Source organism: Euzebyella marina (genome assembly GCF_003687485.1).
GTDB lineage: Bacteria > Bacteroidota > Bacteroidia > Flavobacteriales > Flavobacteriaceae > Euzebyella > Euzebyella marina.
This window is the reverse complement of the sequence record NZ_CP032050.1, coordinates 2,584,455-2,599,661: the sequence shown is the minus strand read 5'-3', so window position 1 is coordinate 2,599,661 and position 15,207 is coordinate 2,584,455. Positions and strand designations below refer to the sequence as shown.

General features: G+C 39.3%; 18 protein-coding genes. 8 read left to right on the top strand and 10 right to left on the bottom strand.

Annotated features, from left to right (window positions below):
* Window positions 1-24: 24 nt before the first annotated feature.
* From porD to D1013_RS11100, 6 genes are all read right to left on the bottom strand, one after another.
* Window positions 25-912 carry a type IX secretion system protein PorD gene (porD, locus tag D1013_RS11125; protein WP_121848902.1) on the bottom strand — a complete coding sequence of 296 codons (888 nt, stop codon included), beginning with the start codon at window positions 910-912 and terminating at the stop codon, window positions 25-27.
* Window positions 905-2,110, bottom strand: a complete 1,206-nt coding sequence (coaBC, locus tag D1013_RS11120) for a bifunctional phosphopantothenoylcysteine decarboxylase/phosphopantothenate--cysteine ligase CoaBC (protein WP_121848901.1) — start codon at window positions 2,108-2,110, stop codon at window positions 905-907. The genes porD and coaBC overlap by 8 nt, the downstream gene beginning before the upstream one ends.
* Window positions 2,111-2,114: 4 nt before the next feature.
* On the bottom strand, window positions 2,115-2,447 hold the full coding sequence (locus D1013_RS11115; RefSeq protein ID WP_192466546.1) for a DNA-directed RNA polymerase subunit omega: 333 nt from the start codon (window positions 2,445-2,447) through the stop codon (window positions 2,115-2,117).
* Between the two features lie 12 nt (window positions 2,448-2,459).
* Entirely contained in the window at window positions 2,460-3,287 is an 828-nt protein-coding gene (locus D1013_RS11110; protein WP_225621470.1) for an outer membrane protein assembly factor BamD, read from the bottom strand.
* A 202-nt stretch (window positions 3,288-3,489) separates the two neighbouring features.
* The gene (dapA, locus tag D1013_RS11105) at window positions 3,490-4,383 is read right to left on the bottom strand and encodes a 4-hydroxy-tetrahydrodipicolinate synthase (protein ID WP_121848899.1); all 894 of its coding nucleotides are present in this window, start codon (window positions 4,381-4,383) and stop codon (window positions 3,490-3,492) included.
* Window positions 4,383-4,916: a DUF6913 domain-containing protein gene (locus tag D1013_RS11100; protein WP_121848898.1), complete on the bottom strand. Its 534-nt coding sequence runs from the start codon at window positions 4,914-4,916 to the stop codon at window positions 4,383-4,385. Before D1013_RS11100 ends, dapA begins: the two co-directional genes overlap by 1 nt.
* Before the next feature lie 98 nt (window positions 4,917-5,014).
* Here D1013_RS11100 and D1013_RS11095 point away from each other — a divergent pair, with 98 nt between their 5' ends.
* Both D1013_RS11095 and D1013_RS11090 read left to right on the top strand, forming a co-directional pair.
* Window positions 5,015-5,788: a 5'-nucleotidase C-terminal domain-containing protein gene (locus D1013_RS11095; protein WP_121848897.1), complete on the top strand. Its 774-nt coding sequence runs from the start codon at window positions 5,015-5,017 to the stop codon at window positions 5,786-5,788.
* A complete protein-coding gene (locus D1013_RS11090; RefSeq protein WP_121848896.1) occupies window positions 5,788-6,696 on the top strand; it encodes a bifunctional metallophosphatase/5'-nucleotidase in 909 nt (302 codons plus the stop codon). The genes D1013_RS11095 and D1013_RS11090 overlap by 1 nt, the downstream gene beginning before the upstream one ends.
* 23 nt (window positions 6,697-6,719) lie before the next feature.
* Here D1013_RS11090 and D1013_RS11085 read toward each other — a convergent pair whose 3' ends face one another.
* Window positions 6,720-7,022 carry a hypothetical protein gene (locus D1013_RS11085; RefSeq protein WP_121848895.1) on the bottom strand — a complete coding sequence of 101 codons (303 nt, stop codon included), beginning with the start codon at window positions 7,020-7,022 and terminating at the stop codon, window positions 6,720-6,722.
* Between the two features lie 66 nt (window positions 7,023-7,088).
* On the opposite strand from D1013_RS11085, the gene D1013_RS11080 reads away from it, so the two are divergent.
* Both D1013_RS11080 and D1013_RS11075 read left to right on the top strand, forming a co-directional pair.
* Window positions 7,089-8,309 (top strand): hypothetical protein, encoded by a 1,221-nt coding sequence (locus tag D1013_RS11080; RefSeq protein WP_162987884.1) that lies wholly within the window; start codon window positions 7,089-7,091, stop codon window positions 8,307-8,309.
* A gap of 93 nt (window positions 8,310-8,402) precedes the next feature.
* On the top strand, window positions 8,403-8,570 hold the full coding sequence (locus tag D1013_RS11075; RefSeq protein ID WP_121848893.1) for a lmo0937 family membrane protein: 168 nt from the start codon (window positions 8,403-8,405) through the stop codon (window positions 8,568-8,570).
* 71 nt (window positions 8,571-8,641) lie between these two features.
* Here D1013_RS11075 and ligA read toward each other — a convergent pair whose 3' ends face one another.
* Both ligA and prmC read right to left on the bottom strand, forming a co-directional pair.
* Window positions 8,642-10,639, bottom strand: coding sequence for an NAD-dependent DNA ligase LigA (ligA, locus tag D1013_RS11070; protein ID WP_121848892.1), 1,998 nt, complete (start codon window positions 10,637-10,639; stop codon window positions 8,642-8,644).
* Between the two features lie 46 nt (window positions 10,640-10,685).
* Window positions 10,686-11,540 (bottom strand): peptide chain release factor N(5)-glutamine methyltransferase, encoded by an 855-nt coding sequence (prmC, locus tag D1013_RS11065; protein WP_121848891.1) that lies wholly within the window; start codon window positions 11,538-11,540, stop codon window positions 10,686-10,688.
* A 90-nt stretch (window positions 11,541-11,630) separates the two neighbouring features.
* Between prmC and ribD the strand changes: the two genes are divergently transcribed.
* From ribD to D1013_RS11045, 4 genes are read left to right on the top strand one after another with little or no spacing between them, the layout of a single operon-like run.
* Window positions 11,631-12,683, top strand: coding sequence for a bifunctional diaminohydroxyphosphoribosylaminopyrimidine deaminase/5-amino-6-(5-phosphoribosylamino)uracil reductase RibD (gene ribD, locus D1013_RS11060; protein ID WP_121848890.1), 1,053 nt, complete (start codon window positions 11,631-11,633; stop codon window positions 12,681-12,683).
* Entirely contained in the window at window positions 12,676-13,281 is a 606-nt protein-coding gene (locus D1013_RS11055) for an HAD family hydrolase (RefSeq protein WP_121848889.1), read from the top strand. Before ribD ends, D1013_RS11055 begins: the two co-directional genes overlap by 8 nt.
* 1 nt (window position 13,282) lies before the next feature.
* Window positions 13,283-14,149, top strand: a complete 867-nt coding sequence (locus D1013_RS11050; protein ID WP_121848888.1) for an EamA family transporter — start codon at window positions 13,283-13,285, stop codon at window positions 14,147-14,149.
* On the top strand, window positions 14,149-14,760 hold the full coding sequence (locus D1013_RS11045; RefSeq protein WP_121848887.1) for an IMPACT family protein: 612 nt from the start codon (window positions 14,149-14,151) through the stop codon (window positions 14,758-14,760). Before D1013_RS11050 ends, D1013_RS11045 begins: the two co-directional genes overlap by 1 nt.
* A gap of 19 nt (window positions 14,761-14,779) precedes the next feature.
* Here the strand turns inward: D1013_RS11045 and D1013_RS11040 are convergent, their stop codons facing one another.
* Window positions 14,780-15,175 carry an acyl-CoA thioesterase gene (locus tag D1013_RS11040; protein ID WP_121848886.1) on the bottom strand — a complete coding sequence of 132 codons (396 nt, stop codon included), beginning with the start codon at window positions 15,173-15,175 and terminating at the stop codon, window positions 14,780-14,782.
* Between the last annotated feature and the right edge of the window lie 32 nt (window positions 15,176-15,207).

The window sequence follows — 15,207 nt, the reverse complement described above, 5'->3', positions numbered from 1 at the left end:
ATTCATAAAAACGAACGGAAAGAATCAGTATTTTATGTCGTTCCAAGTACTGGAATATAGAGGCGCTACCCTATTCAAGGTTTCTTTTAACTGAACAATATCCACTTTAGGTCCGTCGGAAAAAATATTCTGTATTTCCTCAGACTTGGCATCAAAAAAGGTTTGAATCAAAAATGCGTTGGGCCTCCTTTTGATCATGGTCTCAAACAGCTTCATCGTACCAGCTATAACCTGCTTGCCGGTACTGTTATTATCGCCAAGAATATCAAGACCCTTTCGGTGGTAGTTGTACATCGCTATTCGATATTCGCGATAGGTGTTAGAAAGGAGGTTATCGACCAACTCAAAACGACTACGATCCGTATTTTGATCCCATCCGGAATAACTGGTGCCTTGGGCCTGTGTTGTAATCTGTTGGGCCTTTCTAAAATGCTCGGTACCGCCTTCTAAGGAGAAGGTGTCGGCGTCTAGACCAAGAATAACATACACGTAATAGGAAATTACGCCCACCAAATTCGATTCAAAAACATTTTCGTTCAGTACCAATGGCTGAAACTCTATGTATTCAAAATTGAACTGACCGTCTTTGTAATTAAAAACCGGACTGTCGTAAGAGGTATTGTAAACAGGTCTTGAAGATTGAATTTGAATGTTTCCCTCAAATCGGTTTGATTCAAAATTCGTAATGGTAATGAACATTTGTGCATTGACCTTTTCATTTTCCTTGACTTTACGATTCGTCCATTTATTCTTATTGACAAAGTCGTTCAAAGAACGTTCTAAAGTTTTAAAAATCTGTTGATTAGTTTGAGATACCTGATCCGCATTGACTGTTATCAGACAATTCAATTCTTGTGAATGAGAAACCCCACCACAGACCAAAAAAAGTATTATCAATAGAATATTACGCATGATATCGCTTCAAGATTTCTGCAAAAATGTCATTCGCCACCTCTGACTTGCTCTTTAACTGAAACGTTTTTATCTCGAAATTCTTATCTATAAAAGTAATTTTGTTGGTATCATGGCCAAAGCCTGCCCCTGAGTCGTTAAGAGAGTTGAGAACGATGGCATCTAGGTTTTTTCTTTGCAATTTACCCTTGGCATTCTCAACTTCGTTTTCAGTCTCTAGGGCAAAGCCCAATAAATACTGGTTCTTTTTCTGCTCCCCTAAGGATGCTAAAATATCTTTCGTCTTAACCATTTTAATGACCAAACCATCATCTTTCTTTTTGATTTTCTGGTCAGCTACTTCACTTGGCCGATAATCTGCTACCGCAGCTGCACAAATAGCGATATCAACATCTTCATAAAATTGATGCACCATAGCATACATTTCTTCGGCGGAAACTACTCTATGTAATTGAACATTACTATGCTGCACGCTTAAATTCGTAGGGCCAGATATCAAGATTACTTGGGCACCCAGTTGAGCTGCGACGCTGGCCAATTCAAACCCCATTCTGCCAGAAGCATGATTACCCACAAAGCGTACCGGATCGATAGCCTCATACGTGGGGCCTGCGGTAATTAGAACTTTTTTACCTGATAGAGCTAGCCCTTTGACTAAATATTGCTCAATAAAATCTAAGATTTCTTCGGGTTCGGCCATTCTACCCTCACCATGTAAACCACTTGCTAATTCACCCGAAGCAGCAGGTATCATAACATTACCAAAAGATTTTAGCTTTTCAAAAGAACTCTTGGTCGATGGGTGTTTATACATATCCAAATCCATGGCGGGAGCAAAAAATACCGGACATTTAGCGGACAAATAGGTTGCCAAAAGCAGATTATCGCAGGTGCCATATGCCATTTTTGACAATGTATTGGCCGTTGCCGGGGCTATAATCATATAATCTGCCCATAGACCCAATTCTACATGATTGTTCCAATCTATTTCTCCATCCTCATCATGAACGAAAGAAGTTAACACCGGATTCTTGGATAAAGTGGCCAAGGTAAGTGGAGAAACAAAAGAGCTGGCGCTATCCGTTAAAATGACTTTAACGTTAGCGCCAGCTTTTATAAGTAAACGAACAAGAAAAGTGGTTTTGTAAGCGGCAATCCCTCCGGTAATGCCTAAAAGGATATTTTTACCGCCTAACATAGGTCTACCTTTCTTTTTCTGTGTTTCTATGGTAGATTTTGTCGTTCAACCACTCTTCTACTGCCAAAGCATGTGGTTTAGGAAGCTTTTCATAAAACTTAGAAACCTCAATTTGCTCTTTGTTCTCGAAAACTTCTTCAAGGCTATCGCTGTAAGTGGCAAACTCTTCTAATTTTTCCAAAAGCTCTTTTTTGATTTCGGAATTGATTTGAACCGCACGTTTTGAAGCAATAGAGATAGCCTCATATATATTGTCGGTTTTTAGATCAAAATCGTTTCTATTGATAGTAGTGGTAGAAACCGGTGCCTTTGAATTTTTCAAATCGTTCATGTTCATGGTTACAATGATTTATTTCGCTGCTTTTTCTTGGGCAACAAAGCCCAACAATTGTTTGTCTATTTTCTCCAGAAGGGCATCTGCTTTATCGGCATATTTTGTTTCCGGATATTGTTTTTTTAATGTGGCGTAATACTCTTTAGCCTCCTTTAACCTTGGCTGCTGTAATACCTCAAAACTATTCAAGGCGTAATGTGAAGCTGATTCAAATCGGTAGTACATCGCGTCTTCCCTAAAGATAGAACCCGGATAATCAGAGATAAAGTTATCGAAAGCTGCCACCGCCGGTGTCAAGAAAGTGAAATCGAACTCACCTATTTTATTGAACTGCTTGGCAATTTCATAGGCTTTTTTCTCCTTTTTCGTTGTCAATTCTTTGGCCATAGCATTGGCCTCATTGAAATATTCTGAATCAGGGTATGCGTTGATGAAGTTTTGCAACTTGGCAAGTGCCTTATCGGTATCGGTCTGATCAAGCGAATACCGGGGAGAGAGTTCAAAATAACTTTTGGCCCCGTAAAAAGATGCCTCTATTACCTTATCACTTTTAGGATATGACTTAACAAACCTTTCGAACTGGTAGCCGGCCATGTTAAAGTCTTTGCGTTGGTAGTACGTATCGGCCAAAAAGTACATCACCCTTTCACCTTGCGGCTTACCAACATATTTAGGGGCAATTTGCTCAAGAAGACGGTTGGCACGTTTCATATCGCCTTCATCATAAAACTGTTGTGCCAAATCATATTTGGCCTTTACATCATCATTCTTAAGCACCTTTTGGTACTCACTACATGAAAAAAGGCAAAGGCTAACAATTAAAATAGGGGCTAACAGTCTCATTTTAAAAAACATTTTGCAAAATTACGTATTCCCAACGGATTTAAAAAACAAAAAATAAGCTCCGAAAATAGAGGAAACCAATCTTCAACACAACGCTTTTGGGGAAGATTTAACAACCAAACGAAAAAACCAACAGACGTATTTTCAACAATACGTTAAATTAAATGGTCAAAAATTAAAAACGAGATTGTTTTTCGAACAATTAACCTGCAGTAACCTTCATAAAAGGCTTTACGAACGAGCGTATTTTTTCTTTTAATGGCTTGGTCGCTTCTACCAATGGCAACCGAACCGCCGCTTTTGAAAGTTGTAAAGCTTCAAAAATAGCTTTGATACCTGCAGGGTTACCTTCTTGAAAAATAAGTTCCATACCCTCTTGCATTGCGTAGTGATAGCGATAGGCTTCTTCGACATCCCCATTTAATCCGGCACGAATCATTTGTGAAAACTCAACGGGCAAACCTTGGCCCAAAACAGAAATGACACCCGAACCTCCCGCCAAAACTGTAGAAAGAGCCGTAATATCATCCCCTGAGATGACTTGAAAACCTTGAGGACAAGACTTAATCAGCTCTTGAACCTGCAACATATTACCGGCAGCTTCTTTAATGGCAACAATATTTGTTGAATCGTTGGCCAACCTTACTACGGTAGACGGTAACATATTACTACCCGTTCTACCTGGAACATTATAAAGTATAATAGGCTTGGGCGATGCATTGGCAATGGCCATGAAATGCTGATATATACCTTCTTGGGTAGGTTTGTTGTAATAGGGCGACACGGAAAGAACAGCCTCAAAATCGGTGAGGTCCAATGTTTTTAATTCTTCTATGACGGCATAGGTATTGTTCCCACCGACACCCACTACCAAAGGCACCCTACCTGCATTGGCAATAGTAACGGTATCCATTACCAATTGCTTTTCGGACTTGGTCAAGGTAACCGACTCTCCCGTAGTACCCAACACCACCAAATATTCAACACCGCCATCGATGCAGTAATTGACAATTTTGTGCAATGCATCGATATCTACCGATAAATCGGACTTAAAAGGCGTTATCAACGCCACCCCTGTACCAACTAACTCTTTCATCATTCAATTTCGTTTAATACCCCGAGGTATTTCTTCAGTTCAGTCTTAAAAGTTTTAAAATCGTTTAAGGGCAAATCGAGTATCAAATCATTATAGACCATGTCAACATCTTTAAAACCTGCCCTAAATCTTGCCTTGGTCTTTATACTCATCAATTGAACCAAAAGGTTCTCCTGCGTATAATAATTGACCAAAAGATCATATTCCCTACTTAAAAACTCCAACGCATAACTGTTCTCGATATTCCCGTTCCAACCCAAATCTTTATCAGAAAACACCGGGGTCGAGTAAGGCGAGTTTTTATCGTAAAAACTCTTGTAACCAATAATTTTTACAGCATTGGGCCTAAGATTATAATCTTCGACAAATTCATAAAACAAGCTGGCGTCATCAAACTGGTCTAAATCTACAATGCATCCTACAGAATGAATGCCTTTGCTTCTGTTGACCGTCGGTAGCTCTTTTGCCAATTCTTGTTTCAAAAATTTAACTCCCGAATTGTACTTGAACTTATCTTTTATTCCCTTAAACATGTACTTTTACATTTTAAATCACAACGGCCCAAATTGAGGTGTGGTATACAAATGTAAATAATCTCATCTCATATTATGGCGCTAAGATAGAACGAAATATGGGTTTAAAAATACAACATTTTGTTATATTTACAACTTTAGTGCTAGCCAGCTCCTGTAAGCACGATGTTCAGGAGCTATCAAAAATTACCGGAAAAGAACTACCGGTCGACTCTACCATTGTTCAAAATACTGCTATTGAAGATTTTGTAAAACCTTACCGCATGCGTGTTGACGAGGTTTTAGATAGTGCTTTGGCCTATGCGCCTAACATTATCTCAAAAACTGATGGCGCCCTTAACACAACCGCCGGTAATTTAATGGCAGATGTGGTTCTTTCGGAAACCAACCCTATCTTCAAGTCAAGAACAGGCTCGAACATTGACTTTGTGCTCTTGAACCATGGCGGTATTCGGTCTATGATTTCAAAAGGTGTAATTACGTCGCGTACGGCCTATGAAGTGATGCCTTTCGAAAATACTATTATTGTCGCCGAGCTCACCGGAAAATCAGTCAATGACCTTGTATCTTTTTTAAGGGATTCGGGTCGGGCACACCCAATTGCAGGGTTGCAGATTACACTGAACCACGACGGAACTATCAATAAAGTCTTGATACAGGGCAAACCATTGGATAAAAATCGCACTTATAATGTGGCCACTTCCAACTATCTAATATCTGGAGGTGACCAGATGAACTTTTTTAAGGAAGCCATTAAAACAACCGATACCGATTATCTCATACGCAATGCCATGATCGACTACTTTAAGAAGGTAGATACGGTCGCCCCATTGGTCGACGACCGGTTCATAAAACTAGAAATAGGAAATTAATGGAAAGACGCACATTCATTAAAAAAACGGGAGCTTCAACGGCTTTTTTAGGTCTAGGAGGTCTTTCACTACAATCTTGTAGTAAAGAAATAAGGCATATCACCATACTGCACACCAACGATGTACATAGCCACATAGACACATTCCCCAGTTCTCATTCTCGTTACGCAAATTTAGGCGGCGTGGCCAAACGGGCTTCTTTAGTGAGTTCCATACGAAATGAAAACCCCAACACTTTACTTTTGGATGCGGGTGATATTTTTCAGGGCACCCCCTATTTTAATTTCTATGGAGGCGAACTGGAGTTTAAGCTAATGAGTATGCTCAAATACGATGCCGCTACTATAGGTAATCATGATTTTGACAACGGTATCGACGGTCTGCTAGCACAAATGCCACATGCAGATTTTGAGTTGCTATCGGCAAATTATGATTTTAAAAATACGGTGATGGATGCCCATGTAAAGCCCTACAAAGTTTTTATGATCGATGGTATCAAAGTAGGTGTGTATGGTCTGGGCATTGAGCTTGACGGACTGGTAACCAAAAAACTATATAAAGAGACCCAATATTTAGACCCCTTTGAAATTGCACAGGATACTGAAAGTGTTTTAAAGAATGAAAAGGGCTGTGATTTGGTCATTTGTCTCTCTCACCTCGGCTACGATTACCAATCAAAAACGAAACCAAGCGATTTAATCTTGGCATCAAAAACGAGTTATACCGATTTGATTATCGGGGGGCACACCCATACCTTTTTAGAAAAGCCGACTGTGACCCAAAATAAAATAGGTAAGGACGTTTTGGTGAACCAAGTGGGCTGTTTCGGAATCAACCTAGGAAGGATTGATTTCTACTTTGATCAGCTGAAAAACAGCCAATCGGAAGGCGTAACCATTACGGTATAAAACTTCTTAAAGAAAAGTTACGTTTAATTTTTAAGCACAAACTCCGTGATCTGTTGAAGTTCTTCTTTCAAAGTCAGGTTGCAATAAGGCTTACCTGCCATTCTGTACCAATAGCCGGCATTGAACTTATCCCCTTCTACCCGATGTAGATACGCATGGATCCAACTGCCCAGATTGGTATGCATTTCTTGGGCAATGTCATGTGAAGCATCCCATTCATCTTTACCTGCAAACCATAGTGCTCTCAAGGCATCTGGCCAAGCACTTTCTGGTCGGTCTTCTGTAAAGGTAGATTCGAACTCTTCGTAAGTTAATTGCTGAGACATGAAATTTGGTTATGATGAAAAATACAAAATTACCTATTTTCACCTAAAATATCCTAACCTTTAGAAGTGGCACTATTAAAACCTATTTTAAGTCATAAATTGTTTCCTTATGGTTTAGCGTTGCTGCTTACTTTGTCTGTTTTGGGCCTTCATATGCTTCCGAGTATGGATAGTATGTTGAACGAGAACAACACCCGAATATCCCACGTTTTCTTAAAATCTCAAATTGACTATCATAATGAATTGCCACCCTTTGCCAGAAGACCTTTAACCACTTTTTTAATGAAGGGCACCTCTTCTATATTTAATATCAAGGCAGGATATTCTTTTATCTTCATCAATTTTTCTCTTCTCTTTCTAAGTGCCATACTTCTATACCAATTATCCCTATTGATTCTTTCCGAGAGAAAACTGGCCCTATTTAACATATTGGCTTACTACCTATCATTTTCAATTGTATTCGCATTTTTTCCACCGGTATTCTCCTATGACGAACCCTTGCAATACTGCCTACTATTTGCAGCTTTGATTACCTGGATTCGGAAAAGGAACTTAATTTTTATTTTGCTTTTTACGCTGGCCATCATTTCTAGGGAAACCAGCTTATTTCTAATTCCCGCTCTTTGGATCTTTCAACCCGGAAAAAATGAGCAGATTAAGCCTTTGGGGAAACAGTACCTTAAAACTGGCCTGATACTTTTAGTTCCAATTTTAGTCTACGCCATTTATCTATCCGTCTTTCTGCACTACAATCAATTGATGGATGAAACCAGTAGCGAGATGGCGAGTAGATATTCTTGCTTTCTTGAAAATTTTGAAGATTTAAAAAATTCCGTTGAATCTTTCACCTCTCTTTATTTGGGGCTAATCGTTTTTCTACTTTTCACCATCATACGCACCTTAAAGTTGGGTATAAACCAAGTGGATCGTAAATTTTTATATGCTTTTTGGTTGACAGCCATTATAAACACACCCATTGTTATTCTTACGGCATTTGCTCGTGAAACAAGGCTTTTTGCGTTACCAATGATTTTTCTTTGGCCTGTGTTTTCATCCCTATTTAAAGTAAGTTCTTTTAAATGGCCAAAACAATGGCCAATCAACAAGTTGGGCTCCATTATACTATCATTGCTCACACTAATTAATATTTGGTACAGCTTCTTTTATTACCAGAAGTTTAGCCTTAGCGCCAACACTTTTTACAAAGAATATTTGTTTATAATCAACCTCTTACTACACTTATACTTTACGGCACAATTTTTTCCAAAAACGGAAAGAGCTAAATAGCAACAATCGATTTGTGCTATTATTTTTTTGAATAGCACTCACCTTAAAAGCTCAGTCACAGTAATTTGGCTCCGAATCCTAAAACACAAAATTATGAGAGGTCTTCTTTGGCTAGTAGCTGTTATCTGCATTATAGTATGGCTACTAGGAATGCTTGGCGTAGTACCAGGTATGGGAACAAGCAGTTTAGTACACGTTTTAATAGTAATTGCCGTTGTGGTAATTCTCTACAATATCATATCAGGGAGAAAACCACTTTAAAAAGTTTTACCCCCGAAAAAAAGAGAAGGTCAAGCATTTGCTTGACCTTTTTAATTTTATGCACTTCAGCTTCACTTGATCAGCGCCATGAATTCTTGCTCCGATATAATAGGCACCCCAAGATTTTCTGCCTTCGTTCGCTTACTGGGCCCCATTTTATCGCCCGCCACCAAATAGGAGGTTTTTGAAGAAATGCTAGAACCTACTTTTCCGCCGTTGTCTTCTATCATTTTTTTAAGTTCATCACGACTTACGGTCTCAAAAACACCGGATACTACAACGGACATTCCCTTTAATTTATCAGTTTGATTTTCTAACTGTTCTTCCGACAAGGAAAATTGCACCCCAAAACTCTTTAATCTATTGACAATCTCGACATTCTTCTCATTTTCAAAAAACTCAACCACCGAATGGGCTATACGCTCACCAATTTCATTGATTGCAACCAAATCGGCAACAGGGGCGGCCATCAGGTTATCAATATTCTTATAGGCTTTCGCTAACTTTTTAGCTACGGTCTCGCCTACAAATCGAATGCCCAATGCAAAGAGAACACGCTCAAAGGGAATAGCGACCGAAGCCTTGATTCCATTAATTAAGTTATCTGCCGATTTTTCGGCCATGCGTTCTAAAGGAAGAACTTCTTCTTTGGTAAGGGTATACAAATCGGCATAATTGGTAATAAGACCTTCTTTGAACAACAACTCCACGGTTTCTCCACCGAGTCCTTCTATATCCATAGCCTTTCTGGAAATAAAGTGTTGGATTCTTCCGGTAATTTGGGGTGGACAGCCGTAATAATTCGTGCAGTAATGTTTGGCATCTCCTTCGGTACGAACGAGCTCTGTACCACATTCGGGACAATTTTCAATATACTTGGTCGGTTGGGAATCTTCAGGTCTTTGAGTAAAATCAACACCTACTATTTTCGGTATAATTTCTCCTCCCTTTTCAACAAAAACAGTATCCCTTTCCCGAATATCATATTTGGCTATTTGATCCTCATTATGCAATGAAGCTCTTTTGACGGTTGTACCTGCCAAAAGTACCGGTTCAAGGTTAGCTACCGGAGTTATTGAGCCGGTACGCCCCACTTGGTAAGTGATTTCATGTAAAACGGTAGACACCTGTTCGGCCTTAAACTTATACGCCATGGCCCATCGTGGAGACTTAGAGGTAAAACCAAGTTCTTCTTGCTGTTGAATGCTGTTTACCTTGACCGCTACCCCATCGGTTTCATACGGAAGATCATGACGGTGCGTATCCCAATAATTCACAAACTCCAAAACCTCGCTGGTCGAAGTACATAATTTGGCAATAGAAGGTACTTTAAACCCCCACTCCCTAGCCTTCTCTAGCATCTGCCACTGCGATTCAATACCGGTATCAGGCCCAACAATGCCATAGAGAAGACAGTCTAACGGCCTTTTGGCCACCAATGCACTATCCTGCAATTTTAAACTTCCCGATGCCGTATTTCTAGGATTCATATAGGGCTCTTCGCCATTTTCGATACGTTCTGCATTCATTTGCGCAAACCCCTCGAAAGGCAACACTATTTCGCCCCGAATATCAAATTTCTCAGGGTAAGCACCTTTCAATTGCAAAGGAACCGATTTTATCGTTTTTACATTGGTCGTTACATCATCACCTTGAAAGCCGTCTCCTCGTGTTATGGCCTTTGTTAAAGACCCTTTTTCATAGGTAAGACTAATGGAGGCACCATCATATTTTAACTCACAGGTAAACTCTACCTTATCATCACCTAGAATGCGTTGTATTCTTTTTTCCCAATCTTCAAGGTCTTCTTTCGAGTACGAATTATCCAATGAATACATTCGAACATTGTGTACGACCGTATCAAAATTCTTGGTAATCTCACCCCCTACCCTTAAGCTGGGGGATGAAGCGTCATAAAATTCAGGATGCTGAGATTCGAGTTCTTGAAGTTGCTTGAGCTTCATATCAAAATCGTAATCTGAAATGGTAGGGTTATCAAGCACATAGTAATTATAATTATGCTCTCGAAGCTCTTTTCTTAGACTCTCTATTTTTTCTTTCACTTGAATACTCTTTTGTTTATTCTAAGTATGTTTTATGACTCTATTTTCAATTCTAATCTTTCCAAACTGCTTTGACCATACGGTCATTGCCGTACATATCTTTTCGAAGTTCAATTTCTGAAAAATAGTTATCACCCAAAAGGCGAACCATTTCTTTTCCTAAATATTGATTAATTTCAAAGTAGAGACAACCATCTTTGACCAAATGTTTCTTTGAGAATTCAACGATTCTTGAATAAAATACTAGCGGATGATCATTTTCTACAAAAAGTGCCAAAGAGGGCTCATATTCCAGCACGTTGGCAGACATCTCTTTCTTCTCCATCTCTCTCACATAGGGCGGGTTTGATACAATGATGTCAAATTTTCTTTCTAGGGAAGGAACCTTTAAAATATCCTCTTCAAAAAAATCAACATTCACCTTATTTCCCAAGGCATTATTTTTTGCTACGGTCAATGCCTCTTTTGAGATATCCATAGCGGATATACTCCAGTCAAAATTGGTTTGCGCTAAAGCAATGGCAATACACCCGGAACCTGTACCAATATCCAAAACATTCGTTTTCCTTTCTTTATCGGTATGGTCATCTAATATCCATCGCACCAGTTCCTCCGTCTCAGGTCGTGGTATCAATACAGCTTCGTTTACCTTCAACTGCAAATCCATAAAATGAGTTACCCCGGTAATATATTGAACGGGGCATTTTAACTTCAACTTGCTTAAGGCTTCAAAAAGTGGCTGCTCTTCTTCTTTCGTCAATGAAAGATTGGGCTGTAAGGCCAAGATAAACCTTTCAAGACCGAGATAATGTTCAATCAAAATGTAGAAAAAACTGTTGGTCTCGTCTTTTGGGTATAGTCTATCCAATTCTTTATGAAAGATACTTTTGATTTCTCTTAATAGCATAATATCTCTTTCTGAATACCTTATATTGTAAAGAAGAGTTGAAACAAAACGGAAGCCTAAGGCCTAAGAATAAAATTCTATTTTTACGGTGTGAATATACATAGAAAATACATGTTGCGATGTTTACAAATCGCAAATAACGGGCTAGGTTCTACCGCTCCTAATCCCATGGTCGGTTGTGTTATCGTTGTCGACCAAAGAATAATTGGTGAGGGGTTTACCAGTGCCTATGGCGGGCCGCATGCAGAAGTTAATGCGATCAACTCCGTATGTGATAAGACCTTACTAGAAAAGGCGACATTGTATGTTACTCTTGAACCATGCTCCCACTTTGGTAAAACCCCACCTTGTGCCGATCTAATTATCAAACATTCGGTAAAAAGAGTGGTCATCGGGCTTTTAGACCCTCATGAAAAAGTGGCGGGCCAAGGTATTGAAAAACTTAAATCTGCCGGTATTGAAGTAGTGACCAATGTTATGGAAGCTGAATGTAGGGAACATCATAAACGCTTCTTGACCTTTCAAGAAAAAAAGAGGCCATACATTATTCTAAAATGGGCGCAAACATTAAATGGCTATATAGCCCCCACTAAAGAAATGAGATCAGAAAATCCGGAACCTTTTTGGATTACCGACTCTTATTCAAAGCAATTGGTTCATCAATGGAGAAGTCAAGAACAGGGTATATTGGTCGGTACCAAAACCGTTATAGAAGACAACCCAAAACTTAGTGTAAGAGAGTGGTCGGGCAAAAATCCCGTACGATTGATTCTTGACCCAAAGTTACGAATTGACCAAGCAGCAAATGTACTTGATGATACGGTGAGAACCATCATTTTCACCGATTCTGGTAAAGGAAATAAAAATAGAAACAACACAACCTTCGTACCTATTGACTATAAAGCTGACGTGGCCGGTCAAATTTGCCGCGCGCTTCATAAAGAGAATATCATAAGCGTGCTGATTGAAGGAGGAAGCAAGACCTTACAAACCTTTATTGATAGTGGATTGTGGGATGAAGCAAGAGTTTTTACGGGCAACACTACTTTTAAAGATGGTTTAAGGGCGCCTCAATTAAGTGGTAGGCACCTATCAAAAAAACAAGTAGGTAGAGATACTTTAAACATATATAGAAATGATTAAAAATATCATATTTGATTTTGGCGATGTTTTCATTAACCTTGACAAGCAGATTGTTTACCGAGAAATGCAGAGATTAGGCGGTTCTACCCAAATGACACCGGAATTGCTCGAACTAAACAACCTTTACGAAGTGGGCCAAATCAGTACCGATCAATTTCTAGAAGGTCTTTCAATTGTTTACCCTCATGCCTCTGAAATAGAAATTAAAGAGGTCTGGAATGGAATGCTATTGGATTTTCCTGATGAGCGTTTAGAGTTCGTGGAGGCAATGGCCAAGAAATCAGAATATCGCCTGTTTCTTTTAAGCAATACCAATGCGCTGCATATTGAACATGTTGAGCAGAAAATGGGCCATGAAAAGTTCAACAGGTTCAGAAATTCGTTCGAAAAGTTCTACCTGTCCCATGAAATAAACCTCAGAAAGCCTAATGAAGATATTTATCGATTTGTTCTCGACCAAAACGAATTGAAGGCAGAAGAAACCTTCTTTATAGATGATACCAAAGAAAATACCGATGCGGCAAGCAATATGGGTATTAAATGTTGGAATCTTTTAGTGGGGCAAGAAAACTTGTTAGACTTAAATTCACGTCTGTAGAATGCTCTACCTGTGCCTTAGCGTTTTGGCTTCTAGCCTTATTTTCGTTGTTTTTAAACTTTTCGACAAATTTCAGATCAATACGCTTTATGCCATTATAACCAACTATTTCGTGGCATGCGCTGTAGGGTTATATTTTTATAAGGAAAGGGTCGACTTTGTTGAACTATCAACCATGCCTTGGTTCTATGGTACTTTCTTTTTGGGCGTATTGTTCATAGTGGTGTTCAATTTGATGGCGGCAACCGCACAGAAGGTTGGCGTAAGCGTGGCTTCGGTAGCTACCAAAATGTCCTTGGCCATTCCAGTCGTAGTGGGTGTATTTTTATATGATGAAATTCTTAGTCCTCTTAAAATAACAGGCATTCTTTTAGCTTTGGCAGCTGTTTACTTTGCTTCGATAAAAGAAGGAGGTACCAAAAATTTTGAGATAAAGGCGTTGCTGCTTCCTCTTGGTGTATTTCTGGGATCCGGAATTATTGATACCAGCCTCAAGTACGTTCAGGAGAAACACATTCAAGTTAGCCAATATCCACTATTTTCTGCAACGGTATTTGGATCGGCGGCCACCGTTGGTCTTATCATAGTTCTCTTTAATGCTTTTAAAGGCACTTTTAAATTAAATCTCAGAAATGTGCTAGGTGGTATCGCCTTGGGCATACCTAATTACTTTTCTATCTTCTTTTTACTGAAGGCACTCAAAAATGACAGTTTGAACAGCGCATCGGTATTTACTATTAATAATGTAGCAATCGTGATGTTCTCGACGCTTTTGGGAATTTGGCTTTTTAAGGAAACTATAAGCCGTAAAAATTGGATGGGTATAGGTCTAGCCGTAATCAGCATCTTATTGGTAGCTTTGTTTTAATGGAAAAGGATAAAGACACCTACCACACTATTGACGACCCAACCGAAGAGGTACTTTTTAAGGATAGAAAAAGTAAATTTTATGGCCTCGCTTTTCCGGTTAGTGATGAAGAGCAGATCAAAGAGATACTTACCGACCTACGCAAAAAGTATGCTAATGCCAACCATGTGTGCTATGCTTGGCAACTCGGAACCAAAACCATAATATATAGGGCAAACGATGATGGAGAGCCCAATAACTCTGCCGGCATGCCCATTTACGGGCAAATTCAAGCCTTCGAGGTAACCAATATTTTGATAGCGGTGATAAGATTCTTTGGTGGTACCAAGTTAGGGGTCGGCGGGCTCATATCGGCCTATAGAACGGCCGCCCAACAGACTTTGAACAGTGCAAAAATTGTTGAGAAGATTATCACGGTCAGGTTTAGCCTTCAATTTGGCTACCCCCAACTGGATATTGTAATGCGTACCATCAAGCAAAACGGTTTCGAAATAGTTTCACAAGAAATGCACCTAGATTGCCAACTGACCATTCAAGTAAGAGAAAAAGAGGCAGACCGCTTACAAGAATATTTTGAGGGTTTGCAGGGCATCGAAATAAAACCTATCTGAAATAAACCTTTCGGTCTAATCACGCTATCTTTTCAAGAATATAATCGGGGCATTTTACAGGTTTTTTAGTCTTGGTATCCAAAAAGGCCAAAACAGTATTTCCTAAAGCTAAAATTTCACCTGTTTCATTATATATTTTATAGTCAAATTCTATCTTGACCAAGGGTCTCTTTTTGAGTTGTGTTTCGACCGTAATGAGGTCATCATAAACAGCTGATTTTTTGTAATCTATGCTCAAAGAAATTACGGGCAACATAATTCCGTTTTCTTCCATCTCTTTGTAGGAAATTCCCAACCCCCTCAACCACTCTACCCTTCCCATCTCCATATATTGCGGGTAATTCCCGTGGTACACCACACCCATTTGATCAGTTTCACCATAACGAACACGGAAAGAAATTCTGTTAAAATCCATTGAATATTGACTAAAAACTATATATTTAAATG

What these genes read in the sequence shown, in the direction of transcription:
- porD (WP_121848902.1), bottom strand. Translation starts at nt 912, where the DNA reads ATGCGTAATATTCTATTGATAATACTTTTTTTGGTCTGTGGTGGGGTT.
- coaBC (WP_121848901.1), bottom strand. Translation starts at nt 2,110, where the DNA reads ATGTTAGGCGGTAAAAATATCCTTTTAGGCATTACCGGAGGGATTGCC.
- D1013_RS11115 (WP_192466546.1), bottom strand. Translation starts at nt 2,447, where the DNA reads ATGAACATGAACGATTTGAAAAATTCAAAGGCACCGGTTTCTACCACT.
- D1013_RS11110 (WP_225621470.1), bottom strand. Translation starts at nt 3,287, where the DNA reads ATGAGACTGTTAGCCCCTATTTTAATTGTTAGCCTTTGCCTTTTTTCA.
- dapA (WP_121848899.1), bottom strand. Translation starts at nt 4,383, where the DNA reads ATGAAAGAGTTAGTTGGTACAGGGGTGGCGTTGATAACGCCTTTTAAG.
- D1013_RS11100 (WP_121848898.1), bottom strand. Translation starts at nt 4,916, where the DNA reads ATGTTTAAGGGAATAAAAGATAAGTTCAAGTACAATTCGGGAGTTAAA.
- D1013_RS11095 (WP_121848897.1), top strand. Translation starts at nt 5,015, where the DNA reads ATGGGTTTAAAAATACAACATTTTGTTATATTTACAACTTTAGTGCTA.
- D1013_RS11090 (WP_121848896.1), top strand. Translation starts at nt 5,788, where the DNA reads ATGGAAAGACGCACATTCATTAAAAAAACGGGAGCTTCAACGGCTTTT.
- D1013_RS11085 (WP_121848895.1), bottom strand. Translation starts at nt 7,022, where the DNA reads ATGTCTCAGCAATTAACTTACGAAGAGTTCGAATCTACCTTTACAGAA.
- D1013_RS11075 (WP_121848893.1), top strand. Translation starts at nt 8,403, where the DNA reads ATGAGAGGTCTTCTTTGGCTAGTAGCTGTTATCTGCATTATAGTATGG.
- prmC (WP_121848891.1), bottom strand. Translation starts at nt 11,540, where the DNA reads ATGCTATTAAGAGAAATCAAAAGTATCTTTCATAAAGAATTGGATAGA.
- D1013_RS11055 (WP_121848889.1), top strand. Translation starts at nt 12,676, where the DNA reads ATGATTAAAAATATCATATTTGATTTTGGCGATGTTTTCATTAACCTT.
- D1013_RS11050 (WP_121848888.1), top strand. Translation starts at nt 13,283, where the DNA reads ATGCTCTACCTGTGCCTTAGCGTTTTGGCTTCTAGCCTTATTTTCGTT.
- D1013_RS11045 (WP_121848887.1), top strand. Translation starts at nt 14,149, where the DNA reads ATGGAAAAGGATAAAGACACCTACCACACTATTGACGACCCAACCGAA.
- D1013_RS11040 (WP_121848886.1), bottom strand. Translation starts at nt 15,175, where the DNA reads ATGGATTTTAACAGAATTTCTTTCCGTGTTCGTTATGGTGAAACTGAT.